The organism is Streptomyces sp. NPDC001970 (assembly GCF_053594115.1).
The window spans coordinates 52,887-78,181 of record NZ_JBSFDW010000037.1; the positions used below are offsets into that span (position 1 = coordinate 52,887).

21 protein-coding genes are annotated in these 25,295 nt (G+C 71.3%); 8 read left to right on the plus strand and 13 right to left on the minus strand.

Going from position 1 to position 25,295, the window contains the following annotated elements:
- The first annotated feature begins 45 nt into the window (after positions 1 to 45).
- A complete protein-coding gene (locus ACWCP0_RS33335) occupies positions 46 to 1,092 on the plus strand; it encodes a methyltransferase (RefSeq protein WP_451082492.1) in 1,047 nt (348 codons plus the stop codon).
- A gap of 102 nt (positions 1,093 to 1,194) precedes the next feature.
- On the opposite strand, the gene ACWCP0_RS33340 is transcribed toward ACWCP0_RS33335, so the two are convergent.
- The 7 genes from ACWCP0_RS33340 to ACWCP0_RS33370 form a co-directional block, all read right to left on the minus strand.
- Complete coding sequence (locus tag ACWCP0_RS33340; protein ID WP_451082493.1) at positions 1,195 to 1,521, minus strand: TcmI family type II polyketide cyclase; 327 nt, start codon at positions 1,519 to 1,521, stop codon at positions 1,195 to 1,197.
- A gap of 27 nt (positions 1,522 to 1,548) precedes the next feature.
- A complete protein-coding gene (locus ACWCP0_RS33345; protein WP_451082494.1) occupies positions 1,549 to 2,028 on the minus strand; it encodes an SRPBCC family protein in 480 nt (159 codons plus the stop codon).
- 1 nt (position 2,029) lies between these two features.
- The gene (locus tag ACWCP0_RS33350; RefSeq protein WP_351224768.1) at positions 2,030 to 2,296 is read right to left on the minus strand and encodes an acyl carrier protein; all 267 of its coding nucleotides are present in this window, start codon (positions 2,294 to 2,296) and stop codon (positions 2,030 to 2,032) included.
- A gap of 15 nt (positions 2,297 to 2,311) precedes the next feature.
- Entirely contained in the window at positions 2,312 to 3,562 is a 1,251-nt protein-coding gene (locus tag ACWCP0_RS33355; RefSeq protein ID WP_451082495.1) for a ketosynthase chain-length factor, read from the minus strand.
- A complete protein-coding gene (locus ACWCP0_RS33360) occupies positions 3,559 to 4,827 on the minus strand; it encodes a beta-ketoacyl-[acyl-carrier-protein] synthase family protein (RefSeq protein WP_451082496.1) in 1,269 nt (422 codons plus the stop codon). Before ACWCP0_RS33360 ends, ACWCP0_RS33355 begins: the two co-directional genes overlap by 4 nt.
- Complete coding sequence (locus ACWCP0_RS33365; RefSeq protein ID WP_451082497.1) at positions 4,824 to 5,264, minus strand: cupin domain-containing protein; 441 nt, start codon at positions 5,262 to 5,264, stop codon at positions 4,824 to 4,826. Before ACWCP0_RS33365 ends, ACWCP0_RS33360 begins: the two co-directional genes overlap by 4 nt.
- A gap of 150 nt (positions 5,265 to 5,414) precedes the next feature.
- Positions 5,415 to 6,530 carry a SchA/CurD-like domain-containing protein gene (locus tag ACWCP0_RS33370; protein WP_451082498.1) on the minus strand — a complete coding sequence of 372 codons (1,116 nt, stop codon included), beginning with the start codon at positions 6,528 to 6,530 and terminating at the stop codon, positions 5,415 to 5,417.
- A gap of 262 nt (positions 6,531 to 6,792) precedes the next feature.
- Between ACWCP0_RS33370 and ACWCP0_RS33375 the strand changes: the two genes are divergently transcribed.
- The gene (locus ACWCP0_RS33375; protein WP_451082499.1) at positions 6,793 to 8,436 is read left to right on the plus strand and encodes an FAD-dependent oxidoreductase; all 1,644 of its coding nucleotides are present in this window, start codon (positions 6,793 to 6,795) and stop codon (positions 8,434 to 8,436) included.
- A gap of 80 nt (positions 8,437 to 8,516) precedes the next feature.
- Here the strand turns inward: ACWCP0_RS33375 and ACWCP0_RS33380 are convergent, their stop codons facing one another.
- The 5 genes from ACWCP0_RS33380 to ACWCP0_RS33400 form a co-directional block, all read right to left on the minus strand.
- Complete coding sequence (locus ACWCP0_RS33380; RefSeq protein ID WP_451082500.1) at positions 8,517 to 9,356, minus strand: carbohydrate ABC transporter permease; 840 nt, start codon at positions 9,354 to 9,356, stop codon at positions 8,517 to 8,519.
- Positions 9,353 to 10,729 carry a carbohydrate ABC transporter permease gene (locus ACWCP0_RS33385; protein ID WP_451082501.1) on the minus strand — a complete coding sequence of 459 codons (1,377 nt, stop codon included), beginning with the start codon at positions 10,727 to 10,729 and terminating at the stop codon, positions 9,353 to 9,355. Before ACWCP0_RS33385 ends, ACWCP0_RS33380 begins: the two co-directional genes overlap by 4 nt.
- Positions 10,730 to 10,735: 6 nt before the next feature.
- The gene (locus ACWCP0_RS33390; protein ID WP_451082502.1) at positions 10,736 to 12,061 is read right to left on the minus strand and encodes an ABC transporter substrate-binding protein; all 1,326 of its coding nucleotides are present in this window, start codon (positions 12,059 to 12,061) and stop codon (positions 10,736 to 10,738) included.
- Positions 12,062 to 12,148: 87 nt separating this feature from the next.
- Positions 12,149 to 13,834 (minus strand): glycoside hydrolase family 13 protein, encoded by a 1,686-nt coding sequence (locus ACWCP0_RS33395; RefSeq protein WP_451082503.1) that lies wholly within the window; start codon positions 13,832 to 13,834, stop codon positions 12,149 to 12,151.
- A gap of 231 nt (positions 13,835 to 14,065) precedes the next feature.
- A complete protein-coding gene (locus ACWCP0_RS33400; RefSeq protein ID WP_451082504.1) occupies positions 14,066 to 15,352 on the minus strand; it encodes an ABC transporter substrate-binding protein in 1,287 nt (428 codons plus the stop codon).
- Between the two features lie 120 nt (positions 15,353 to 15,472).
- Between ACWCP0_RS33400 and ACWCP0_RS33405 the strand changes: the two genes are divergently transcribed.
- From ACWCP0_RS33405 to ACWCP0_RS33415, 3 genes are read left to right on the plus strand one after another with little or no spacing between them, the layout of a single operon-like run.
- Positions 15,473 to 15,988, plus strand: a complete 516-nt coding sequence (locus tag ACWCP0_RS33405; protein WP_451082505.1) for a PadR family transcriptional regulator — start codon at positions 15,473 to 15,475, stop codon at positions 15,986 to 15,988.
- Positions 15,985 to 16,755, plus strand: a complete 771-nt coding sequence (locus ACWCP0_RS33410; RefSeq protein ID WP_451082506.1) for an ABC transporter ATP-binding protein — start codon at positions 15,985 to 15,987, stop codon at positions 16,753 to 16,755. The genes ACWCP0_RS33405 and ACWCP0_RS33410 overlap by 4 nt, the downstream gene beginning before the upstream one ends.
- A 3-nt stretch (positions 16,756 to 16,758) precedes the next feature.
- Positions 16,759 to 19,062, plus strand: coding sequence for an FtsX-like permease family protein (locus ACWCP0_RS33415; RefSeq protein ID WP_451082507.1), 2,304 nt, complete (start codon positions 16,759 to 16,761; stop codon positions 19,060 to 19,062).
- A 298-nt stretch (positions 19,063 to 19,360) separates the two neighbouring features.
- On the opposite strand, the gene ACWCP0_RS33420 is transcribed toward ACWCP0_RS33415, so the two are convergent.
- Positions 19,361 to 20,143, minus strand: a complete 783-nt coding sequence (locus ACWCP0_RS33420) for a class E sortase (protein ID WP_451082508.1) — start codon at positions 20,141 to 20,143, stop codon at positions 19,361 to 19,363.
- A 218-nt stretch (positions 20,144 to 20,361) separates the two neighbouring features.
- Here ACWCP0_RS33420 and polX point away from each other — a divergent pair, with 218 nt between their 5' ends.
- From polX to ACWCP0_RS33435, 3 genes are all read left to right on the plus strand, one after another.
- Positions 20,362 to 22,083, plus strand: a complete 1,722-nt coding sequence (gene polX, locus ACWCP0_RS33425) for a DNA polymerase/3'-5' exonuclease PolX (protein ID WP_451082509.1) — start codon at positions 20,362 to 20,364, stop codon at positions 22,081 to 22,083.
- A 141-nt stretch (positions 22,084 to 22,224) separates the two neighbouring features.
- Entirely contained in the window at positions 22,225 to 24,252 is a 2,028-nt protein-coding gene (locus ACWCP0_RS33430; protein ID WP_451082510.1) for a SpoIIE family protein phosphatase, read from the plus strand.
- 290 nt (positions 24,253 to 24,542) lie between these two features.
- Positions 24,543 to 25,292: an amino acid ABC transporter ATP-binding protein gene (locus ACWCP0_RS33435; protein ID WP_451082522.1), complete on the plus strand. Its 750-nt coding sequence runs from the start codon at positions 24,543 to 24,545 to the stop codon at positions 25,290 to 25,292.
- The last annotated feature ends 3 nt before the right edge of the window (positions 25,293 to 25,295 follow it).

Here is a 25,295-nt window from a genome sequence, read left to right on the forward strand (position 1 = left end):
GGCCCGCACGCCCGGTTCCCCCCACACCACGAGAAACGAGGCGGTATGACGACCGTAAGCACCACCACTCCGCAGGAGGCGGCCACTCCGCCGTCCATGCGGCTGCGGGAGCTCGTGTTCGGGGCGGCCTGCGCCGCCGCCGTGCGCGCCGCGGCCAGGCTCGGCGTCGCCGACGCGCTCGGGGAAGCCCCGGCCACCGCGGAGGAACTGGCGGCCGCCGTGCGGACCGACCCGCGGGCGCTGCGGCGGATGCTGCGCGCCCTGTCCTGCTACGGGATCTTCGAGGAGCGGGCCGACGGCCGCTTCGCCCACACCGAGATGTCCCGGATGCTGCGCGAGGACGACCCGCAGAGCCTGAAGTACATCTCCCTCTGGTGCACCGAGCCCTGGACCTGGGACGCCTGGCCGCTCCTCGACGAGGCGGTGCGGTCGGGGAAGAGCGTCTTCGACCGGCTGTACGGCAAGGGGTTCTTCCAGTACCTGCACGAGGACGCGCCCGAATCGGCCCATGTCTTCAACCAGGCGATGACCACGTCCAGCATGCAGTCGGCACGTGACGTCGCCGAACTCCTCGACCTCACCGGGGTGTCGACGGTCGCCGACATCGGCGGCGGTCAGGGGCACGTCCTGGCAAGCCTGCTGGAGAAGTACAGCGACATGCGCGGGACCCTGCTCGACCTCCCTCGCGTGGTGGCCAACGCCGACCCGCGGCTGCGCGACGGCGGCTCGCTCGCCGACCGTGTCACGATCGTCCCCGGCGACTGCCGGGAGGCCATCCCCGTCGATGCCGACGTCTACATCATCAAGAACATCCTGGAGTGGGACGACGAGAGCACGCGCAGGACCCTGCGCAACGTCGTCCAGGCGGCCCGGCCGGGATCCAGGGTGGTGGTCATCGAGAACCTCGTCGACGACACCCCGTCGATGAAGTTCACCACCTCGATGGACCTGCTCCTGCTCCTCAACGTCGGTGGCGCGAAGCACACCACGGAGAGCATGGTCGGCCGGATGTCGGAAGCCGGCCTCATCGTCGGCGACGTCCGTCCCGTCAACGCGTATCTGCACGCGTTCGAGAGCATCACCCCCGCCTGACGGGCGGGTCTCCCCCATCCCCTTCCCTCTTCCCCCTCGCCGGCTCCGCGTTCCTCGCGCGGGGCCGGCGACTCGTCGTGGGCGGTCATGCCGGGCGACGGATCACGCGCCGCGCTCCCAGCGATAGAACTCCTGGGCCATCGCGTCCTTCGGGCTCCGCCACGTCTGCGGGTCGTAGGCGCTCACAAACGCGGAGAGTTTGTCGCTGATGTCCCGGAACTCCGGGTGGTCAGCCACCTTGGCGACGGCGGGTCCGGGCGGCCGGTCGGCCTCGATCAGGTGCAGGTACACGTCGCCGAACTGGAAGAGCGTACGCCGGGTCACCCCGACGAGGCCCGGCAGTTCGCCCCGGTCGGAGGCCGCGAACACCTTCGCGATGTCCGAGGCCGAGTCCGGTGCCATACGGGCGACGATCAGAGCCTGGTGCATCAGGGGGAGTCCCTTCGGTCGGTGGGGTCAGTCGGTGGCGACCGCGACGGTCTCGCGCTCGCGGGCCCGCTGCTCGATCTTGTCCCTGATGAGCTCCATCTGGACGCGGGAGTTCCGGTTGATGTTGTCGGTCATCCAGTCGTCGTCGACCGGGGCGTCCGGCTTCATCGCGAAGTCCTGCGTCCACTTCATCTGGACGCCTTGCGGGGTCTGCCGGTACTCCCAGCGGATGTCCATGTGCTGGAAGGGGCCCGTCTCGACGCGGCGGGCACGGACCGTGAGCGCCGTGCGGTCGGTCACCCGCTCCGACACCCAGCTCCACACCTTCCCGTTCTCGTCGGGGTGCATGGTCAGTCGGAACGTGGTCGCCTCGTTCGCGCGCTCCAGGATCTCGACGGACGCGTACTCGCTGAACAGCCGGGGCCAGTTCTCGATGTCGTTGGTCATGTCCCAGACGAGATCGAGCGGCGCGTTGACGGTGATCTGGTTTTCGGTGTGCCCTGACACTTCAGGCTCCTGCCATGAGGGAGTTGTTGACGAGGTCGAGGAACTCGCGGGGGGTCTTGCAGCGGTCGGCGTCGGCGGGCAGGGCCCGGCCGTACCGGTTCTCCAGCTCGCCCACGATGCCCAGCAGACCGAGCGAGTCGAGGCCGTACTCGTCGAACCGTGCCTCGGGCCGACCGCCCATCTCCGCGGGGTCGACGGTGATACCGGCGCCTTTCTTCATCAGAGCTGCCAGCTCTTCGATGGTCAGTTTCGTGATCTGTGTGGTCATGAGAGATCCTCCTTCTCACGAGGGGTTGTCGGCGCCGTGCCGCAGCACGAGCGCCGCGTTCGAGCCCATGAGTCCTCGGCTCAGCACCAAGGCCGTGCGCAGCTCGGCGGGGCGGGCCCTGCCGGTCACCACCTCAAGGTCGTGGCACACGTCGGAGACATTGGGCGTGGGCGGGACGAGACCGTCCTGCAGGGCGAGCACCGCGGCGGCCGTGTCCAGCACCGGTGCTCCGCAGTACGCCCGGCCCGTACCGGTCTTGGGTGCCGTCACCGGCACACGGGTGCAGTGCGGGCCCAGGGCGTCGGCGATCGCCAGCGCCTCGGCCCGGTCGGCCTCCGGGATGCCGAGCGCGTCGGCGAACACGACGTCGATCTCCTCGGGGGCGCACTCGGCGTCCGCCAGGGCGCCGCGGATCGCGTGGGCCAGCCCCTCGCGGGACTGCTCCCACCGGGAGGCCCCGGTGAACGTCGCGGCGTGGCCCGCCACGACGGCCCGCACCGGAACGCCACGGCGGTGCGCCGCCGCCTCGTCCTCGACGACCAGCATCGCCCCGCCCTCGGCGGGCACGAAACCGCAGGCCTCCGAGGTGAAGGGCCGGTACGCGAGCTCCGGTTCCTCGAGCGTGCTGAGCTCCCGGTAGCCGAGCTGGCAGACCAGCGAGTACGGCGCGAGCGGTGCCTCCGCCGCGCCGATGACGACGGCGTCGGTGCCCCGCCCGATGACCCGGGCGGCGTGCGCGAAGGCGTCCAGACCGCCCGCCTCGTCACTGGCCACGACACCGCAGGGGCCCTTGAACCCGCCGCGGATCGAGATCTGGCCGGTGCTCGCCGCGTAGAACCAGGCGATGGACTGGTACGGGCCCACATAGCGCGAGCCCTGTCCCCACAGCCGCTGCAGCTCACGCTGCCCGAACTCGCCGCCGCCCGAACCCGCGGCGGTGACCACGCCCACGGCGAAGGGCGAGTCACTGAAGTCGCCGGGGGCGATCCGCGCATCGGCCAGGGCCATGTCGGCGGCGGCCATCGCGAAATGCGTGAACCGGTCGGTCTGGACGAGATAGCGCTCCTCGACCAGTGACTCGGGAGCGAAGCCGCGGACCTCTCCGGCGACACGGACCGGCAGATGCTCGCAGCCCTCTCGGGTGATGTGGTCGAGGACACTGACGCCCTCGCGAGTGGACTTCCAGAAGGCGTCGGTGCCGACCCCGTTGGGGGCGACGACACCGATGCCGGTGACGGCTGGACGCCGGTCCTGCCGAGGACTCATCGTGTCCTCCCTCCTGGCCGGGTCAGGACCACGGCGGACTGGAATCCGCCGAAGCCGCTGCCGACCGAGAGCACGTTGCGCAGCTTGCGGGTGCGCGCGGTGCGTGGCACATAGTCGAGATCGCACTCGGGGTCGGGGGTTTCGTAGTTCGCCGTCGGCGGCACGACCTGGTTGGCCATGGCCAGCACGCAGGCGACGATCTCTATCGCCCCGATGGCGCCGAGCGAGTGACCCACCATGGACTTGATGGAACTCATCGGCACCTCGTACGCGTGCGATCCGAGAGACTCCTTGACCGCGGCGGTCTCGTGCCGGTCGTTCTGCTGCGTGCCCGAGCCGTGCGCGTTGACGTAGTCGATGTCCGACCCGTCGATACGGGCGTGGTCGAGTGCGCTGTTGATCGCGCGGGCCATTTCCAGGCCCTCCCGGGTGAGACCGGTCATGTGGTATGCGTTGCCGAAGGTGGCGTAGCCGCCGATCTCGCAGTACACCCGGGCGCCGCGGGCACGCGCGTGTTCGAGCTCCTCCAGGACGAGTACGGCTCCGCCCTCGCCCATCACGAATCCGTCGCGGTTCGCGTCGAAGGGGCGGGAGGCGTGGGCCGGGTCGTCGTTGTTCGGGGACGTCGCCTTGATCGCGTCGAAGCAGGCGACCGTGATCGGGGATATCGGAGAGTCCGACGCGCCCGCTATGCAGACGTCCACCCGGCCCTCCTCGATCGCGTGGAACGCGTAACCGATCGCGTCGAGACCGGACGTGCAGCCCGTGGATACGGTCTGCACCGGTCCGTGGGCGCCGGTCTGTTCGGCCACCTCGGAGGCGAGCGCGCTGGGCGAGAACGCCCGGTGCAGATGCGGCTCCGCCTCACTGTGGTCCACGTCCCAGCGCCGGCCCGAACTGCTGACCTTCACGTAGTCGTGCTCCAGGCGGGTGGTGCCGCCCACCGCGGTGCCCAGGGACACCCCGATCCGCCACGGGTCCTCGTGCTCCGGGTCGAGCCCCGCGTCGCGCAGGGCCTCCCCGGCGGCGACCATCGCGAACTGGACGTACCGGTCCGCGCGCTGGATCTGCTCGGAGCCGAGGCCGTGGGCCGCCGCATCGAAGTCGCACTCGGCGGCGATGCGGGAGCGGAACCCTGTCGGGTCGAACAGCGTGATGCCGCGCGTCGCGGTACGGCCGTTCGACAGCAGGTCCCAGAACGCCGGTATGCCCACGCCTCCCGGCGCCACTATGCCGACGCCGGTTACGGCTACTCGCCGGGTCATGAAGCCGTCCTTGTCGGTTCCGGCGGCCGGTGCTGTGCGGCGCCTTCCATGGCTGGGGTCTCCTCGGTGTCGACGTGGCCGAGCTCCGGCCGGGGTGCCAGCGGGCCCAGGTGGAAGACCATCCGGGCCTCGGTGCTGCCCACGTTCCGGAAGCGGTGCCGTACGTACGGGGGGATGAACAGCCCCTGGTCCGGCCGGATCGGGAACGTCTCGTCGTCCAGGTCCACTTCGAGTGCGCCGCTGACGACGTACACGAACTCCTCGGAGTACGGGTGGTAGTGCTCACCGATGCGGTCGCCGGGCTCCACGATCGCCAGGCCCATGAAGCCGCTCGTGGCGCCCACCGCGGTGGGCGTGAGCATGGCGCGCAGATCGCCTCCGCGCCTGCGATTGGGCTGGGTCTCGCTGAGGTCGACGATGCGATGGGGTGTGGTCATGACTGGTTCCTCCACGTGGCCGTGTGGCGTGGTGCCGGCGTGCGGGCCGGCGGTGCGGTGTGCGCGTGGTGCGGTGTGCGTGTGGTGCGGTGTGCGCGCACCGCACCGCCTGGCGCCGGACGAGCGGTTCGGGGCCCCGGAAGTCGCGGTTCAGGGGGCCCGGCGGTCGGTGATCAGGCGCATGTCGGCCTTCTTGAGGAAGAGCGCCATGTCCTCCTCCGAGGCCTGCGAGCCCCGGCCGACCGCGTCGTCGTCGAGCAGCCGCGCCAGCATGGCCGCCTTGCGCGGACCGTGCGCGCCGAGTGCCAGCAGTGGGTCGGAGTCGATGGAGCCGCGCACGTCGACCAGCCGTACGACGATGTCGTCACGCTGGAAGACGGTGCTGCTGTCGACGCACGCCGACGGGTCGTCCGCCGCGGCCTCGTCCTGCTGGGCGAGCAGCCGGGCCAGCGCCATGCCGCAGCCCGGCTTGGCCGGGTACAACAGCGCGTGCCGCTTGACGTCCGGGTGCCCCTCGCCGGCGGTGGCCAGGTGGTGCACCGCCGGGAGCGCGGCCCGGGTGAAGAACACCCGTGCGGAATCCGGGTCGTTGAGGTCCCGGTCCTGCTCCAGGTAAGGGTTGATGGCCTCCTCGACGGCCCGGACCTCGGGCTGCCGGGCCACGTGGCGCAGCGCCGCGAGCAGGTCGCCCTGCACCTCCACGGCGCGTACGACCCGGTTCCCGTGCATGAAGAGCGTGGTGCGGCGCAGCCGCGTGTGCTCGTCGACCTTCGCATCCGGGGAGGTGTAGCCCGCGAGGATCTCCGCGACGATCGGCTCGCTGCCGGGCTTGACCGTGAAGGTGAGCGCGTGGCGCACCACACCGTCACCCACTCGGGGGAAGGGCTGCAGGCCACCGCTGACCGGCGCGGCCACGGTGTGGAGCCTGCCGGTCTCGCGCAGAACACTGAAGCGCAGCGACCGGGTGTCCCGCACGCAGTTGTGCAGCGGCCGGACCGTCTCCACATGCTCCTCACTGTTCACCCAGTCGAGGAACGGCGGCGCACTCTCCCATTCGCTGGTGATCAGCCACTGGGAGGGGTTCTCGATCGACTGGCACAGCTGGTCGCTGATGTGCCCGGGGACCGACGCCACCTGGTTGCGCATGTGCTCGTACGCCTCGAGAAAGCGCTGCTGGGCGCCGTCGTGGAGGTCCAGCAGGAGGACGACCCGCAGCCTGGAGCCGTCGAAGGCCGACTGAGATATACGTTCGGACAGCGTAGTCATGTTCCACACATCTCCTTCGAGACAGTGAAGCCGCGCCACTCGTGTGGCACGGAGCCGGCTCTCCGCGGTTCGGAGTGAGAGATCCGACGGATCGGACGGCCTGTCACCGCTGACACGATGGGGCTGTCCGGCTTCGATCTTCGGCCGGTACCACGGGTGGCGCGAGATGTGTGAACCAAGCGGGTGAAGGGGCGATCGAGGCCCTCCCGCAAGGGCATGGAAACTCCATTCCCCTTACCGGCGGCTGGAGCTGGAGCTACTGATGGAAGAACACGTCGACGACCGCGTGCCGGTCCTGATCGTGGGCGGATCCCTGGTGGGTCTGTCCACATCGCTGTTCCTGGGTCGCCTCGGCGTCGGGCACATGCTCGTCGAGCGGCACGCCGGCACCTCGAGACACCCCCGCGGACGCGGCAACAACGTGCGCACCATGGAGCTGTTCCGGGTCGCCGGTGCCGAACCGCTCATCCACGACGCCGCGTCCCTTCTCGCCGGCAACCACGGCATTCTCCAGACGCCGTCACTCGTGGGCGACGAGGGCGAGTGGCTGCTCAAGGAGATCGACCCCGGCGGCGGGGTGGCCCGGTTCAGCCCGACCGGGTGGTGCGTGTGCAGCCAGAACGACCTGGAGCCGGTGCTGCTGGACTGCGCCCGCAAGAACGGCGGCGACCTGCGGTACTCCACCGAGCTCAAGTCCTTCGAGCAGGACGCCAGGGGCGTCACCGCCGTCATCGAGAGCCGTGACACCGGACAGCGCCGCACGGTGCGCGCGGACTATCTGGTCGCGGCCGACGGACCCCGCAGCCCCATCCGCGAGAAGCTCGGCATCGGCCAGACCGGCCCGGGCGACCTGTTCCACAACGTGAGCATCACGTTCCGCTCGCGCAGGCTCGCGGACGTCGTCGGCGGCCGGCGCTTCATCGTGTGCTACCTCACCGCCCCCGAGGCGGACGGCGCCCTGCTGCCGGTGGACAACGTGGAGAACTGGGTCTTCCACACGCCGTGGCAGCCCGACCGCGGCGAGGCCCTGGAGGACTTCACCGACGAGCGCTGCATCGCCCACATCCGCAAGGCGACCGGCGCCCCCGACATCGACGTCGAGATCACCGGCAAGGCCCCGTGGCACGCCGCCGAGCGGGTCGCCGAACGGTACGCCGACGGCCGGGTCTTCCTCGCGGGCGACTCCGCCCACGAGATGTCGCCGACCGGCGCGTTCGGCTCCAACACCGGCATCCAGGACGCGCACAACCTCGCCTGGAAGCTCGCCCTGGCGCTGGACGGCTCCGCCGGGCCCGGTCTCCTCGGCACGTACGAGGCCGAGCGCAAGCCGGTGGCCCAGGCCACGAGCGCCCGCGCATCGGCCCGCTCGGTGGAGCACAGCCACCCGGGCTACGCCCCCGGCCCGGACATGCCCGGCGGCAGGCAGAGCGGGATGCTCACCGTCGCCATGGGCTACCGCTACCCGCGCGGCGCGGTCCTGGGCGTCGACCCCGAACTCTCCGTGATGCCCCTGCGGATGGAGATCACCGGCGAGCCCGGAAGCCGCGCCCCGCACATGTGGCTGCACCGGCCCGGCAGCGTCCGGCAGGTGTCCACCGTGGACCTGTACGAGCGTACGTTCGTCCTGCTGTGCGGATCCGACGGCGATCAGGCCTGGTACGAGGCCGCGGCGCACGTCGCCGACCGGCTGTCCCTCACGTTCCCGGCGTACCGGATCGGCGAGGGACCGGACGCCGATCTCGTCCCCGAGAAGGGCGTCGACTGGGCCGAGCTGCACGGCACGACGGCCGACGGCGCCGTGGTCGTACGCCCGGACGGCTTCGTGGCCTGGCGGTCGGCCGACGCGGTGCCCGATGCCGAGGCCACGCTGCTGGCGGCCATGAGGTCACTGCTGCACCGCTCCTGACCACCGTCGCCACGCCGCCCTGCCGGTCCGCCCGCTCGTGCGGGCGACCGGCAGGGCGGCGTGCTGTCATGGCGTGGCGGCTACTTCACCGAGCCCGCCATCACCCCCTGGACGAAGTGCCGCTGGAAGGCGAAGAAGACCACCACCGGCACGATCAGGGACAGAAAGGCACCCGGCGCCAGGACGTCGATGTTGCTGCCGAACTGCCTGACCTGCGACTGCAGTTCCACCGTGAGCGGCTGGGACGAACTGTCCGCGAACAGCAGGGCCACGAGCATGTCGTTCCACACCCACAGGAACTGGAAGATCGCCAGACTGGCGATCGCCGGCCGCCCCACCGGCAGCACCAGCCGGGTGAAGATCCGCCACTCGCTGCCCCCGTCCATCCGCGCGGCCTCCAGCATTTCGCGCGGGATGTCGGCGAAGTAGTTGCGCAGGAGGAAGATGGCGAACGGCAACCCGTAGGCGACATGGAAGAGCACCACGCCCGGGATCGTGCCGAACAGCCCCAACTGGCCGAAGAGCTTCGCGACCGGCAGCAGACCGACCTGGACCGGTACCACCAGCAGCGCCACCACCAGCAGGAACAGCCAGTCCCTGGCGGGAAACTCCAGCCAGGCGAAGGCGTATCCGGCGAGCGCCGCGACGACGATGACCAGGGCGGTCGTCGGCACCGAGATCAGCACGGTGTTCCAGAACGCCTGCGTGATCCCGGCATTGCCGAGCAGCGCCGAGTAGTTGTCGAAGGACAGCTGTCCCGGGCTCGTCAGGGTCGTCCACCAGCCGCTGCCCGCGTTGTCCTGTGCCGAGCGCATCGAGGAGAGGAGGAGGCCGGCGAGCGGAGTGATCCACACGAGCCCGATGACCACCAGGAACGCCTGGACCAGGCCATGGCCCAGCCAGCTGCCGAGCCGGTTCATGACTGACTCCTGCGGAATCGGCGGACGTTGAACACCATGGCCGGGATCACCAGCAGCAGGAGCAGCACACCGAGCGCGCTGCCCAGCCCCTGGTTGTTGCCGCCGCCGAAGGAGACCAGCCACATCTGGGTGGCCAGCACGGTGGCGTCCTCCTGCACCGGCCCCGGTGCGATGATGTAGACGAGGTCGAAAACCTTCATCACATTGATCACCAGGGTCACGAAGACCACGGTCAGGATGGGCGCGAGCAGGGGCACGGTGATCCTGCGGAACACCTGCCACTCGTTGGCGCCGTCCATCCGCGCCGCCTCCAGCGTGTCGCGCGGCAGCGAGGACAGGCCCGCACCGATCAGCACCATCGCGAAGCCGGTCCAGATCCACAGATAGGCGCCGATGATCGCCGGAGTGACGAGCGCCGGCCCGAGCCAGGAGACGCCCTCGTAGGGCTGGGCGAAGTTCGCCGCGGGCAGCCGCACGGTGTACGAGCCGGGGTCCAGGTCCGTGAAGCGGAAGGAGCCGTCGGCGGCGGTCGTCGCGGCGGCGATCGCCTTCCCGTCGCGCACCGCCTCGACCGTCATCCTCGGCAGGCCGCTCTCGGCCTTGTCGGCCTTCCCCTGCTCACCGCCGCCGCCCGGGGTGAAGTCCAGGTAGACGACGCCGAGCAGCTCGCGCGCAGCCGCCTGCCGGGCGGCCGCCGCGTGGGCGGGCCTCGCCTCGGCGGGCAGCTCCTTGGGCGGTACGCCGACGAGGCCGAGGCTGATGCTGCGCCCTCCCGGGGACACCGCCTCGGCCGTCGCGTACGACCCGTCCGCGGCCTTCGTCAGGCCCTGACCCTCCCGGGCGCGGGCGTTCGGATACGAGGACGTGCCCTCGAAGGCGTCGTGCACTCCGACGACGGCCGCGTTCAGCACGCCCTTGTCGGGGTCCTCGTCGTACGCGAGCCGGAAGATGATGCCCGCGGCGAGGAAGGACACCGCCATCGGCATGAACAGCAGCAGCTTGAACGCCGTGGCCCAGCGGACCTTCTCCACCAGCACGGCGAGGATCAGGCCGAGGCCGGTGAGCAGTGTCGGGGCGACGACCACCCAGATGGCGCTGTTGCGGATGGCCTTGAGCGTGGCCGGGTCGCGGAACATCTCGGTGTAGTTCTCGCCGCCGACGAAGCGGGTGCCGCCGGCGTCGAAGAAGCTCCGGCCGACCGAGAACAGCACCGGGTAGACGACGAGCGCACCGAGCAGCAACAGCGCCGGCAGGACGAAGGCCACGGCGATGATCCGCAGGCGCCGCTGCGCGCGGCGCCGGGGATCCGCGGCCCCGGAGAGCGGGGGAGGTCCCGCCGCTTCCGGGGCGGAGGAGGTGACAGCGGTGGTCATGACCGATCAGCCCTGGTACGCCTTGGCCGCCGCGGCCTCGAGCTTCGCCGCGGTGGCCTTGGCGTCCGACGGGTCGCGCAGGAAGTCCTGGAGCAGCTTCCACTCGCCCGCGCCCTTGGTGCCGCCGAACGCCGCGGGTGCCTGGTCGGACATGTCGAAGCGGACGGAGTCGCCGGCCTCGATCAGCGACTTGGCCGTCTGCCGGGTGGTGTCGTCGCCGTACGAGGCGAGGTCGAGCGTCTTGTTCGGGGACAGGAAGCCGCCGGCCTCGGCCCAGACGGCGGCCGCCTCGGGAGTCGTGAGGTACTCCAGGAACGCCATGGCCGCCTTCTGGTTCTTGCCGTCCTTGAGGACGACGGCGGCGTCACCGCCGCTGACGACGGGTGCCTTGCCCCCGTCGACCGCGGGGAACGGGAAGAAGGCGGCGTCCTCGCCGATCTTCTTGCCGAACTGGTCCTTGGCGACACCGGCGACGAAGTCGCCCTCGTAGACGAGGCCGGCCTCCGGGTCGGGTCCGAACACCTTCTCGACCGAGCCGGGGAAGTCGGTGCTCAGGGCGCCCTTCTGACCGCCGGCGATCAGCTCCTTGTCGGCGAACAGCGCGCCGAGGGTCGTCAGCGCCTTGACGACGCTCGGGTCGGTCCACTCGAGCGTGTGGGCGGCGAGCATGTCGTACTTCTCGGGCCCGGCCTGCGAGAGGTAGATGTTCTCGAACCAGTCGGTGAGGGTCCAGCCGTCCTCGCCGGCGACCGCGAAGGCGGGCAGCCCGGAGTCGGAGACGGCCCGCCCGGCGTCGAGCATCTCCGCGTACGTCTTCGGCGCCTTCACACCCGCCTGGTCGAGGGCGTCGGGGCTGTACCAGACGGTCGACTTGTGGGCGGCCTTGAAGTACAGGCCGTAGAAGGTGTTGTCGACGGTGCCGTACGCCTTCCACACGCTCGCGAAGTTGGTCTCGGCGGCCTTCTCGGCGGTCTTGGAGAGCGGCTTGAGCCAGCCCTGCTTGGCGAACTGCTGGAGGACGCCGACCTGCGGGACCATCACCACGTCGGGGGCGTTGCCGCCCTCGATCTTGCTGCCGACGACCGTGGAGACGTTGTCACCGGTGGAGACGAACTGGGTCTTGGCCCCGGTCTTGGCCGTGAAGGCGTCGAGGACCTTCTGGAAGTTCTTCTGCTCGGCGCCGGACCAGACGCCCGCGACGGTGATGGTCTGGCCGTCGAGCGACTTGTCGCCGCCGCTCGCGGTGGTGACGGGGCCGCCGCCGCAGGCGGTCGCGCCGAGGGCGAGGGTCAGGGCCGTGCAGCTTGCGAGCAGAATGCGTTGTGACGTCATCGTTGATGTCCTTCTGGAGCAGGGGAAGGGGCGGGAGGGAAGGAGCGGGATTGCGGGGTTGCGGGAGTTCGGGGAGCCGTGTCGGGGTCAGGGGCCGGTGCAGTCGCTGATCCACCAGGCGGCCGTGGATCCGGGCAGTACGCCGGTGGGGCAGGGCCCGCTGGACAGCAGCGGGGCACCGGAGACCGGGGCGGGCACGGGCGCGGTGCCGAAGTTGACGGCGCAGACGAGCCCGTCGCCCCGGACGAAGGCGAGGACCCCGGGTGCGGAGTCGAGCCAGCGCAGGGTGCCCTCGCCCAGCTGCGGCAGACCGCGGCGCAACTGCAGGCCGTCGCGGTACAGGTGCCAGAACGAGCGGGTGTCGGCGAGCGCGCGGTCGGTGGCGTGCTCGGCGAACCAGCCCGGCTGCGGAAGCCACGGCTTGGCGCCGTCGGCCCCCGAGGTGAAGCCGAACGGTGACGCGTGGCCCGACCACGGCAGCGGCACCCGGCAGCCGTCGCGGATGCGTGCCCTGCTGCCCGTGCGCCGGAAGATCGGGTCGGTGAGCACCTCGTCCGGCAGGTCCACGACCTCCGGCAGGCCCAGCTCCTCGCCCTGGTAGATGTACGCGGCACCCGGCAGGGCCAGCATCAGCAGCGCAGCCGCCCGCGCCCGGGCCGCGCCGAGTCCGCTGCCCTCGGTGCCGGACTCCCCGTACCGCGTGACGGTCCTGACCTGGTCGTGGTTGTTGAGGACCCAGGTGACCGTGGACCCGGTGCCCGCGATGTCCTGCATCGCCTCGGCTATCACCTTGCGGAACATGTCGGCGTCCCACGGGGCGCCGAGCAGGTCGAAGAAGAAGGCCTGGTGCAGCTCGTCCGGGCGCACGTACTGGGCGTGTTCGCGTGCCGTCGGCACCGACACCTCACCGACCAGCAGCCGCTCTCGGCCGTCCCGTGTCGTGTACTCCTCGCACACCGCCCGCCAGTGGCGCCACACCTCGTGCACCTCGGGCTGGTTCCAGGCGAGCGGGTTGACCGAGTCCCGGGTGCGGGAGTCGGCCTCCGGGTCGGGGGAGTCCGGGAGCTCCGGGTGCTTGAACAGTCCGGCGGCCACGTCGATGCGGAAACCGTCGACGCCGCGGTCGAGCCAGAAGCGCAGGACATGGTCGAAGTGGGCCGCGGTCTCGGGGTTGCGCCAGTTCAGGTCGGGCTGTTCGGGCGTGAACATGTGCAGGTACCACTGGCCCGGGGTGCCGTCCGGCTCGGTGACCCGGCTCCAGGCGGGCCCGCCGAACATCGCGTGCCAGTTGTTCGGCGGCACGTCACCCCCGGGGCCGCGGCCCTCGGCGAAGTGGAACCGGGCGCGCGCCTCGCTGCCCCGCCCCGTGGCGAGGGCCTCGCGGAACCACGCGTGCTCGCTGGAGCAGTGGTTGGGGACGATGTCGAGGAGCACCTTGATGCCGAGCCGGTGCGCGTCGGCGATCAGCCGGCCGAACTCGGCGAGGTCGCCGAAGACCGGGTCCACGTCGCAGTAGTCGGCGACGTCGTAGCCGTGGTCGTGCTGCGGCGAGGGGTAGAACGGGCTCAGCCAGATTCCGTCGACGCCGAGCTTCTTGAGGTACGGGAGCCCGGCGCGGACCCCGGCGAGATCGCCGATGCCGTCGCCGGTGCTGTCCAGGAAGCTGCGGACGTACACCTGATAGATCACCGCTTCGCGCCACCAGTGGTGGTCCGTGCGGAGAGCCGCGCCGCGGCATGAGAGGCCGTCGCCGGCCGGAACTGTGAGCGTCACCCGTTGACCTGTTTCTGCATGAAGGGGTGTCCGCGGCCGAGATGCTGGGCCAGCGGTTATGCATGCATGTTAAGTAGGTATGACAAGAAGGTGTCAACGGTCCTGCGTAAAACATAGGGGAGTTGGGGGCTATTGCCCGTATTTTCTGGTCCCTCAACGCCCCTCGAGGCGTCGTGAAGATACCTAACGAGTAGGTAGGAGACGGGCTTCGAGGTGGCGGCGCTGCCGGGCTCAGCCGCGGCGCGACGCGACGGCGACCAGTTCTCTGGTCAGCCTGCGCACGGCGGTATCGGGCTCCTGGTGCTGCGCCATCGCGTCGTGCACGACCGCTTGAACCGCCAGGCTCACCTGCTCGTAGCGCGCGCTCTTCGGGCGCGGCGCGGCCGTCAGCACGCTCTCGCGCAGCGTCGGCAGATACGGATAGTCCCGCGCGAGTTCGGGATCCTCGTACACCCCCGCCCGCACGGGTGGCAGCGCGCCCTCCGTGAGCACCTTCCGCTGCACGGGGTCGCTGGTGAGATAGGCGATCAGGTCGCCCGCCGACTCCGGGTGCCGTGCGCCCGTGCTGACCGCGAGATTCGATCCGCCGAGCACGCTCGTGCCCGGCCCCCCGGGTCCCGGCAGCGGCACCGCGCCGAACTTCCCCGCGACCTTGGAGTCCTTGCCGGAGGCGCCGGCGTACGCGTAGGGCCAGTTGCGCAGGAAGAGCAGCCGGCCGTCCTGGAAGGCCTGCCGGGACTCCTCCTCCTTGTACGTCAGCGCTTCCTTCGGGATCCAGCCGTCCCGCACCCCGCGGGCGAGGAAACCGATCCCGGTGCGGGCCGCGGCCGGATCCAGGGTGACCCGTCCGTCGTCGCCGAGGATCGTGCCGCCCGCCGAGTAGACCGCCTCGGTGGCGTTGACGGTGAGGCCCTCGTACGGGAGGAACTGGCCTGCGTAGCCGCCGATGCCGTACGCGGGGGCGATCGTCCTCGCCTGGCGCTCGAGCTCCGCCCAGGTGCGCGGCGGCCGTTCGCCCTCCCGGTCGAGGATGTCCTTGCGGTAGTAGAGCATTCCGGCATTCGTGACATACGGGACGGCGTACAGCTTTCCGTCGTACGTCGCCGTGTCCACGACCGGAGGCAGCAGGCCGTCGAGGTCGAACCGGCGTGACTCCAACGGGGCTATCCAGCCCGCGGCGGCGAACTCCGAGGTCCACGCGACGTCTATGTTGAGGATGTCGAACCGGCCGCCTCCCGACCGCAGTTCGGTGGTCATCTGGGCGCGGGTCTCGTCGGCCGAGTCCGGCAGTTCGACGAGGGTGACCTTCTCGCCGGGGTGGCTGCGGTTCCAGCCTTCGAGCAGCGGGCCGAGATAGCCGGTGAGATCACCCGCCGTCGCCAGCGTCATCGGGCCGCGCCCGCCGTGGTGCGCCGCTCCCGGCGGCCGGTCGCCCGTCTGCGCGCCCGAGGAGACGTACCCGCTCAGGACGACGGCGGCGACCAGGAGACCCCTACCCGCGGCACGTATCCACCGCATAGGTTCCTCCCAGTACATCGGCGCCGGGCACCCTTGTCCGACGTCAGGGGCATGTATACCCGTTAGGCATGGGCGATACTAGGCCCCTATCGGATTTCGGACAGATGAGGAGGAGAGCGCGTGCGCCTGCCTCTCCTGGCCCTCCTGTCCAGGGGCCCGGCCCATGGCTATGAACTCAAGCAGGACCTTGAGCAACTGCTGGGTGCCGCGTACCCTCAGCCGAACGTCGGCCAGATCTACGTCACGCTCGGCCGGCTGGAGAAGTCGGGGCTGATCGAGGGCGAGGAGGTCGCCCAGTCCAACAGGCCCAACAAGAAGATCTACCGACTCACCGGCGCGGGGACGGAAGCGCTGCGTGCCTGGTTCGAGGAGACGGCGGACGAGCCGCGGGTGCGCGACGAGTTCTTCATGAAGCTCGCGCTCGCACCGCAGACCGGTCTCGCCGACCAGATCGCCCTCATCAACAAACAGCGACGCGAGTACCTCAACACCATGCGCAATCTGTCCAAGCTGTCCGCGACCGAGGCCCGGGAGAACCGCATCGCCCACCTGCTGATCGAGGGAGCCATGCTGCATCTGCAGGCCGATCTCGACTGGCTGGAGCGCTGCCAGGAGGAGCTGGAGGGGCCGGAATGAGCCAGCCCGCCGACCACGCCGACTCCGGCCCCGTTCCGCTGCTGCGGGCCGAGGGCCTCGTCAAGACCCACCACGGCGAGGGCGCGCCGGCCCACGCCGTGCGCGGGGTGGATCTGTCCGTACGGCACGGCGAGTTCGTGGCCGTCAGCGGCCCTTCGGGTGCCGGGAAGTCGACCCTGCTGCATCTCCTCGGCGGGCTGCAGCGCCCGGACAGCGGCAGCATCTGGCTGGACGGCGAGTGCACCGACGCGTACAGCGAGGCGCGCTGGGCGATGGAGCGCCGACGCCGGATCGGCATCGTCTTCCAGTTCTTCAACCTCGTGTCCAACCTGACGGTCGCCGACAACGTCGAGCTGCCCGCGCTCCTCGCCGGCACCGGCCCCAGACAGGCCCGCGCCGAGAGGGAGAAGCTGCTGGCCGAGCTGGGCCTGGAGGGCAAGGCGCGCAGCATGCCGGGCGAGTTGTCCGGAGGCGAGCAGCAGCGCGTCGCGCTGGCGCGCGCGCTCGTCAACCATCCGCAGCTGCTGCTGGCCGACGAGCCCGCGGGCAGCCTCGACAGCAAGGGCACGCGCGAGGTGATGCGGCTGCTGTCCCGCTTCCACCAGCGCGGGCAGACCATCCTGCTCGTCACCCATGACGCACGGCTCGCCAGTGCCGCCGACCGCGTCATCAGCTTCTTCGACGGGCGCATAGCCGACGACGCCGAGCTGGGCGGCACGCCGGCCCGCGGCATCGGTCTGGCCGGCGTCCTCGAGCTGAAGGACTGACGCGTGCGGGCCACCCTGCGCTGGGCGCACGCCGATCTGCGCACGCACCGCGGCGAAGCGCTGTTCCTCGTCTCCGCCACCGCAGGAATCGTCGCCGCGCTGCTTCTGGCCGCCGCGCTGTTCGGTTACGCGACCAACCCCTGGCAGCGCGTCTTCGCCCAGTCCCACGGGGCGCACGTCTGGATCCGCACCGGACCGGCCGCCGACCTGGGCGGGCTCGCGGCCCTGGACGGTGTCAGAGCCGTGTCGGGGCCGTACCGCACCGCCACCGCGACCGTGGAGTCGCGCGGTGCACGGGCCACCGCGGAACTGCGGGGCGCGGGTCAGGAGCCGCCGACGACCGGCCGCCCGCTGCTCACGTCCGGCCGGTGGCTCGGCCCCGGCACCCCCGACGGCGTCGTCCTGGAGAGCAGTCTCGCCCGGGCGCTGGTCGCCGGGCCCGGCGACAGCCTCACCCTGCCCGGCACCGGCCGCACCTTCACCGTCCTCGGCATCGCGGACAGCGCCGAGCCCCGCTACCGCCCCGGCGAACGCCCCGGCACCGTCTGGGCACTGCCTTCCGCCGTACAGGCGGTGCGGGGCACCGTCGACCGCCCGGGGCAGGTCGTCGGGCTGCTCCTCGCCGACCCCGACGACACCGACTACGCCGTGCAGCGCGCCGTCACCCGGCTCGGCGCCGGGGCCGTCACCGACGTGTCCAACTGGCAGGAGGCGCGCGCCGAGGCCCAGGGCGACACCCGGCTGCTCGGCCAGGTGCTGGGACTCTTCGGGCTCGGTGCGCTGCTCGCCGCGGCGCTGGCCGTGTACGGCGCGATCAGCACCCGGGTCCGGGGCCATCTGCGGGACATCTCCGTGCTGAAGGCCATCGGCTTCACCCCGGGCCAGGTCGTACGGGTCTTCCTCGTCCAGCACCTCGCGTTCGCCGTGCTCGGCGCGGTCGTCGCCACGACGCTCATCGAAACGCTCGGCAGCCGTGTGCCCGGCCGGCTCGGCGAGGCCGTCGGCGTGTGGCAGGAACTGCCCGCGCACACCGCAGCGCTGCTCGCCGTGCCGGTCGCCGCGGTGCTGTTCATCGGCGCCACGACCTGTCTCGCCGCGTGGCGGGCGGGCCGGGTGCCGCCCGTACCGGTGCTGCCGGCCGCGCCCGGCGTGGGCGGACCGCTGAGCGGCCCGGCCCGCCGCGCCCTGGGGCTAGGGGTGCCGCCTGCGCTCGTCCTCGGCTTCCACCGGGCGTTCGCGCGCGGTCCGCAGGGCCCGGCCACGGTCGCCCGTCTGGCCCTGCCGCTCCTGCTGATCACCGTGGCCCTCAGCGCCTGGACGACCATCGGCCGCTTCGACAGCAGGCCCGAGGAGCTCGGCCTCGCAGCCGCCCTCACCGCGCGGGCCGACCCGAGCCTGGGCCCGCGCGAGGCGCAGGCCCTCCTCGAAGCCGACGACCGCGTGGCCGCCGCCCACCCGGGCGTGGAGGTCGCGGCCCTCGTCCCCGGCCAGACCGGCACCCTCGCGCTGCGCGGGCTCGGCACCCGGCAGCAGCCCTATCCGTACACGGTCGTCGAGGGCCGGACCCCCCATGGGCCGGACGAGGCGGTGGCGGGCCAGGGCCTGCTGGACCTGCTCGGCGTACGCGTCGGCGACTGGGTCCGGATGACGGTCGGCGGGCACCCGCAGGTCCTGCACATCGTCGGCCGCAGCATCGAGCCCGAGAACGGCGGCCGGACCGTCTCCACCTCGCTCGACACCCTGCGCGAGAACGACCCGGCGCTGCGCGCGACGCTCTACCGGCTCCAGCTGCGCCCGGGAGCGGATCCCGGCGAGGTGCGCACGGCGCTCGCGGAGGCCTCACGCGGACGACTGGACATCCACGAGGTCACCAGCCCGGCGGACCGGCTCTCGCCGATGCGCGGGGTCGTGGTCGGGCTGATCGCCGTGCTGGCCCTGATCGGCCTCACCGAACTGTCGACGGCGATCGGCGGGACCGTACGCGAAGGCGAGCGCGACCTGCTGGCGTTGAAGGCGATCGGGCTGTCCCCGCGCCAGATCACGGCGGTCACGGTGACGGCCGTCGGCTGCACCGCGTTGGCCGCCGCCGTGGCGGGCGCGGCGCTGGGCGTGCCCCTCGCGCACTGGCTGATCGACGCCGAGGGCCGCTCCAGCGGCATCGGCGCCGGTATCGCCCATGCGCCGTCCCCGGGGCTCCTGCTGGCGGTGGCGGCCGCGGCCGTGCTGGGGGCGGTCGCGCTCTCGGTGCTGCCTGCCGCGCGTGCTGCCCGGCGCAGGCTGGTGGACACGCTGGCCGCGGCCGCCTGACGGCCGCCGGCCACCGGCGCTCGGTCACTCGGAGGACTCGGCCGCTGCCGTCGAGCGCGTTCCTGGGTGGGGCCGCGGGGCGCACCCGGGCGATGGCGGCCCCGGCCGCCTCCGTCCCGCGCGAAGGCGTCGAGCATCGACGAAGTCGTGGATGGTGCCTGTAACGCTGCCGGTCACCGGTACGCGGGGTCGGCGAGCCGTTCACGTGCGCCTCGCTCTCGTCCGGGGCGGATCGGAGAGCTGTTGCCGGGGCGGCGCGCCGCGGGGACGCGGTGACCTCGGCGCGCGCCTCTGCGCTCTACGGAGCGGTGCCGGCGCCCGCCGAGTCCCGCACCGCGGTGAGCACGCCGACCCGGTCGATGCGGTGCTCGGGGTTGCCCCTGTCGTCGCGCCAGTAGTTCCCGGCCGCGTTGTCCTCCGGTGTGGCGCAGGTCGAGAGCGTGATCATCGCCTTGGTGGGCTGCTTGCCCGGGGAGCCCGGGACCGCCGCACGCTGCTCGGCGAGCGAGCGCTCGGAGCGGAAGGAGGTCTTGCGGTTCTCGATGACCGTGTACTCGTAGATCGTGCCGCGGGAGGTGACCAGGACCTTGTCGCCGACGCCGACGGACGGGAGCTCGCGCAGGGGCCCGCCGGCGGAGAGGCGGTGGGCCGTGACCAGGTAGTTCCCGACCTCGCCCGGGCCGACGCCGCCGTGCTCGCCGTACGGACTGGCGGCGACGCCGCCGTTCTGGATCCGCGTGCCCGGCAGGTCGTCGGTCGTCCCCTCGTACGGGACCACGCCCAAGCCCTCGATGCCGATCGAAGGGATGGAGAGCGACGCCGGCTCCGTCCGGGCGCCGGTCTCGCCGGGAGCGGGGGGCGTCGTGGGCGTCGTGGTCGGCGCGGCGGCCGGCGGAGCCGCGGGTGTCGCCGTCGTCACGCCCGACCGTGGTGCCGTGCCCACGGGCGCCGCCTTGTCGGCCGCGCCGGCGCCGCTCCCGGTGGAGCAGCCGACGAGCACGGCGACGACGGCACCGGCGAGCGCGGCGGTGGCGGTCGCCCCACGCCGCAGGGCGAAGGGGGAGGTTCGCGAACGGAACATGGATCTCCGAAGGGGTGGCCAGGGCGCTGTCGGGCAGAGCACGTCGACGACGGACGCCTTCCGAGCGAGAACGCCACGGCTCGATCAGGTGTTCCCGATTCACGCAGTCGGATCCCTGACCTGCCGCTTCGCGAGGCTGCCCCTGCCCGGGCCACCTCGGGGGATGTCGTGTACGCACCAGCCGGGCGCGCTGCCGGACACCGTGTGACGCTGGAGTCATGCCCAGGGCGAACGAAGAGATCGAGGCGCTCCTCCAGGAGTACGCCGACCTCATCGCGATCACCGGTGGCGACGCCTTCCGGGCCCGGTCCTACGAGAAGGCCGCCCGCGCCATCGGCGGCTACCACGCCGACGTCTCGAAACTCGACGCCAAGGGGCTGCAGGAGATCCCCAACGTCGGGAAGTCCATCGCCGACAAGGTCGTCGAGTACCTGACGACCGGGCAGATCTCCGCCGTCGAGGACCGCAGGCGGTCCGTCCCGTCCGGCGTCCGCGAGCTGATGACGATCCCCATGCTCGGACCGAAGAAGGCCATGCTGCTCTACCAGGAGCTGGAGATCTCCTCCGTGGACCAGCTCCTCGACGCCATCCACGAGGAGAGGCTGCGCGATCTGAAGGGGTTCGGTGAGAAGACCGAGGCGAACCTCCTCCACGGCATCGCCCTCATGCAGAAGGCCGGCAACCGCATCCTCCTCAACGCGGCGATGGACTCCGCCGAGCAGATCGTCGCCGAGCTGTCCCGGATCGAGGGCTGCGAAGGATGCACGTACGCCGGGTCGCTGCGCCGCATGCGCGAGACCATCGGGGACATCGACATCCTGGTCGCCGCGGAGAAGTCGGCGCCCTTCATGGAGGCGCTCGGGAGCCTCCCGTACACGGCCGAAGTCATCGCGCACGGCGAGAAGAAGACCTCCATCCGCACCTCCCGGGGCCTCCAGGTCGATCTGCGGGTCCTGCCGCCCGACTCCTGGGGCGCGGGGCTTCAGTACTTCACCGGCTCCAAGGCGCACAACATCCGCACCCGCGAGATCGCGGTCCGGCACAAGCTCAAACTGTCCGAGTACGGGCTCTTCGACGCCAAGAGCGGCAAGAAGATCACTTCCGGGACCGAGGAGGGGATCTACGACCGCCTCGGACTGCCGTGGATCCCGCCGACCCTGCGCGAGGACCGCGGTGAGATCGCCGCCGGGCTGCGCGGCGAACTCCCGGACCTGGTCACCGAGAAGGACATCCGAGGCGACCTGCACACCCACACCGACCTCACCGACGGCCTCGCCCCGCTGGAGGACATGATCGCCGCGGCCGCCGAGCGCGGATACGCCTACTACGCGGTCACCGACCACGCACCCGATCTCGCCATGCAGCGCATGACCAAGGAGAAGATGCTCGCGCAGCGCGAACGCGTCCGCGCGCTCGACCGGAAGCACCGGGGGATGCGGCTGCTGCACGGCACGGAGCTCAACATCGGGCCGGAGGGCGATGTGGACTGGCCCGACGACTTCCTCGCGGACTTCGACATCTGCGTCGCCTCGATCCATTCGCACTTCAACCAGAGCCGGCAGAAGCTCACCCGCCGCCTCGTCCGCGCCTGCGAGAACCCGTACGTCGCGATCATCGGCCACCCCACCACCCGCCGCATCGGCAAGCGCCCCGGCATCGACGCCGATTTCGACGCGGTCTTCGAGGCCTGTGCCAGAACCGGCACCGCTCTGGAGATCAACGCCCATCCCGAGCGGCTCGACCTCTGCGACGAGGACATCCTGCGCGCGAAGCGTTACGGGGTGAAGTTCGCCGTGAACTCGGACTCCCACTCCGTCACCCACCTGCCCTACATGCGCTACGGAGTGGGCACGGCGCAGCGCGGCTGGCTGACCAAGCACGACATCATCAACACCTGGACCCTGGCGAAACTGCGGCGATTCCTGCGCCCGAACGCCTGACCTCGCGACGCCGGGCGCGCCACTCGCAGGAGATGCGGGACGCATCACGCTGCGGGTCAATGGAGGGCGAGGTGTGCGCCGGACACCGCACGACACGGGGTGTGCGCCCGGCGCCGTACGAGAGAGGAGGTCCCGCACGGGATGGACCCCGAATACGGTGCGGCCCTGCTGCACGCACTGTTCACCAACTCCCGGATCGGGCTGCACGTGCTGGATCCGGAGCTGCGGATCGTGCGGTTCAGCACTGTCGCGCCCGGCGCGCAGGGCATGGATCCCAGCGATGTACTGGGCCGTACCTGGAGGGACCTGGGATTCGTCGCGGGCGATGCGGAGCGCATGCTCCGAGGGGTGCTGGACACCGGCCGGCCCGTCGACGACTTCCGGTACCGAGGACGCCTGCCGAACCGCGACGAGGAATGGACGCTGTCCATCTCCGCGTTCCGCTTCGACAACGCCGAAGGACGCCCTCTCGGCGTTGCCGTCATGGTGGTCGACGTCACCGAGCGGGACCGCGCCGAGCGACGCCTGGAGGCCGTCTACCGGGCCGGTGAGACCATCGGCACCACGCTGGACGTCTTCCGTACGGCACAGGAACTCGCCGACGCCGCCACGCGCGGGCTCGCCGATGTGGCGGTGGTCGACATCCTGGACGCCGTACTGCACGGCGAGGCCCCCGCCCCCGGGCCGCCGCTCGACCAGGTCACCGTGCGCCGGGCGGGCTTCCGGGTCTCCGCCGCGATCGCGGTGCCGGGCCTGTACGAGATCGGGGACGTCAACGTGCTGCGCTTCGGCACCCCCTACGCCCAGGCCCTGTCCGATCTGCGGCCCCGGCTCGTTCGCCACCTCGACAACGATGACGCATGGCTGGTCCGGGACCCGGCCAGGGCCGAACTGCTGCGGGAAGCGGGCGCGCACTCGCTCATGGCCATCCCGCTCACCGCCCGCGGTGTGCTGCTCGGCATGACGGCCTTCTACCGCACGCGAGGCTCCCCGCCCTTCGAGGACGACGATCTCCTGCTCGCCCGCGACGTCGTCACGCGGGCCGCGGTCTGCGTCGACAACGCCCGCCAGTACACGCGCGAGCACACCCTCGCCCGCCTCACCCAGCGCGCACTCGTGCCGTCCCGGCTGCCCGTGCACACGGCCGTGGAGACCGCGTACACCTATCTGCCGGTGGCCTCCAGCGGCGTCTGGTACGACGTCCTTCCGCTGTCCGGGGCGCGTGTCGCGCTCGTGGCGGGCGATGTGTCAGGACACGGCATGCGTACGGTGACGACCATGGGCCGGCTGCGCACGGCGGTGAGTGCCTTCGCCGCCATGGAGCTGCAGCCCGACGAACTCCTCGAACGACTCCACGACGTGACCGGCGACCTCGCACAGGAGTACCCGGCGGACGATCCCGGCCAGCCACCCCTGACCGCGACGTGCCTCTACATCGTCTACAACCCGGCCACCCGCAGCTGTGTCCTCGCCCGGGCCGGCCACCCTCCGCCCGTACTCGCCCGGCCCGACGGCACGGTCGGATTCGTCGACTGCCCGCAGGGACCGGTCCTGGGGCGTGGCCTGCCCTCGTACACGAACACCGAGCTGGAGCTCCCCGAGGGCAGCATCCTCACCCTCCAGAACACGGGACTCCTCCACGGCGGCACCGACGGCCGGCTCGATCTCTACCGCGAGGTGTTGGGCGACCCCACCGGCAGCGTGCGGGAGCTGTGCGACGCCCTGGTGACCGCGATGCTCACCGAGCGCCCCGACGACGACGTCCTGCTGCTCCTGGCACGCACCCGCGTACTCGGCGCGGACCGGCTCGGTTCCTGGACGCTGCCGAACGAGCCGGCGAGCGCCGCCTCGGCCCGTCGGCTGGTCGGCGGCAGACTGGCGGACTGGGACCTGCGGGATCTCGCCTTCAGCACCGAGCTCATCGCCAGTGAACTGGTCACCAATGCCGTCCGCTACTCCTCTGGTCCCGTCGGGCTGCGGCTGATCCGCGACACGACCCTGACCTGCGAGGTCTCCGACACCAGCAGCGCCGCCCCCCATCTGCGCCATGCCGAGGACGACGACGAGGGCGGCCGGGGGCTGGACCTCGTGGCCCACTTCACCCAGCACTGGGGCACCCGCCGCAGCGCAAGCGGAAAGACCATCTGGACGCAGCAGCCGCTTCCCTGACCGCCCCCGCCCCGGCGACACCGCGGTGCGGCCCGCCTCGCGACCGCCGACCGGCACAGCCTCCGGCGTGCGGCCGACCCGGCGAGGACGGGCGACACCGCGGTGCGGCCCGCATCGCGACCGCCGACCGGCACAGCCTCCGGGGTGCGGCCGACCCGGCGAGGACGGGCGACACGGTGGTGCGGCTCGCCTCGCGACCGCCGACCGGCACAGCCTCCGGCGTGCGGCCGACCCGGCGAGGACGGAGCATGAAGCCGAGGAGCGGAGCGACAGTGACGTACAACCCTGCCATGGCGGGCACGGACGGTGCCCTGGTCGTGCTGCACAAGGTCAACAAGCACTTCGGCGCGCTGCACGTGCTCCGGGACATCGACCTGCGGATCGACCGCGGTGAGGTCGTCGTCGTGATCGGTCCCTCCGGCGGCGGCAAGTCCACGCTCTGCCGTGCCATCAACCGGCTGGAGACCATCGACTCCGGTGAGATCTTCATCGACGGAAAGCCGCTGCCCGCCGAGGGCAAGGAGCTGGCCCGGCTGCGCGCGGACGTCGGCATGGTCTTCCAGTCCTTCAACCTCTTCGCGCACAAGACCGTGCTGCAGAACGTGACGCTCGGACAGATCAAGGTCCGCAGGACGGAGAAGAAGGCCGCGGAGAAGCGGGCCCGCTCCCTGCTCGACCGGGTGGGTGTCGCCTCCCAGGCCGCCAAGTACCCCGCCCAGCTCTCCGGCGGCCAGCAACAGCGCGTCGCCATCGCGAGGGCGCTGGCGATGGATCCGAAGATCATGCTCTTCGACGAGCCCACGTCGGCGCTCGACCCCGAGATGATCAACGAGGTGCTGGAGGTCATGCAGCAGCTCGCCCGGGACGGCATGACCATGGTCGTCGTCACGCACGAGATGGGCTTCGCCCGTTCGGCCGCCAACCGCGTGGTCTTCATGGCGGACGGCCGGATCGTGGAGGAGACGACGCCCGACACATTCTTCACCAACCCCCGCAGCGACCGTGCCAAGGACTTCCTGTCGAAGATCCTTCACCACTGAGGA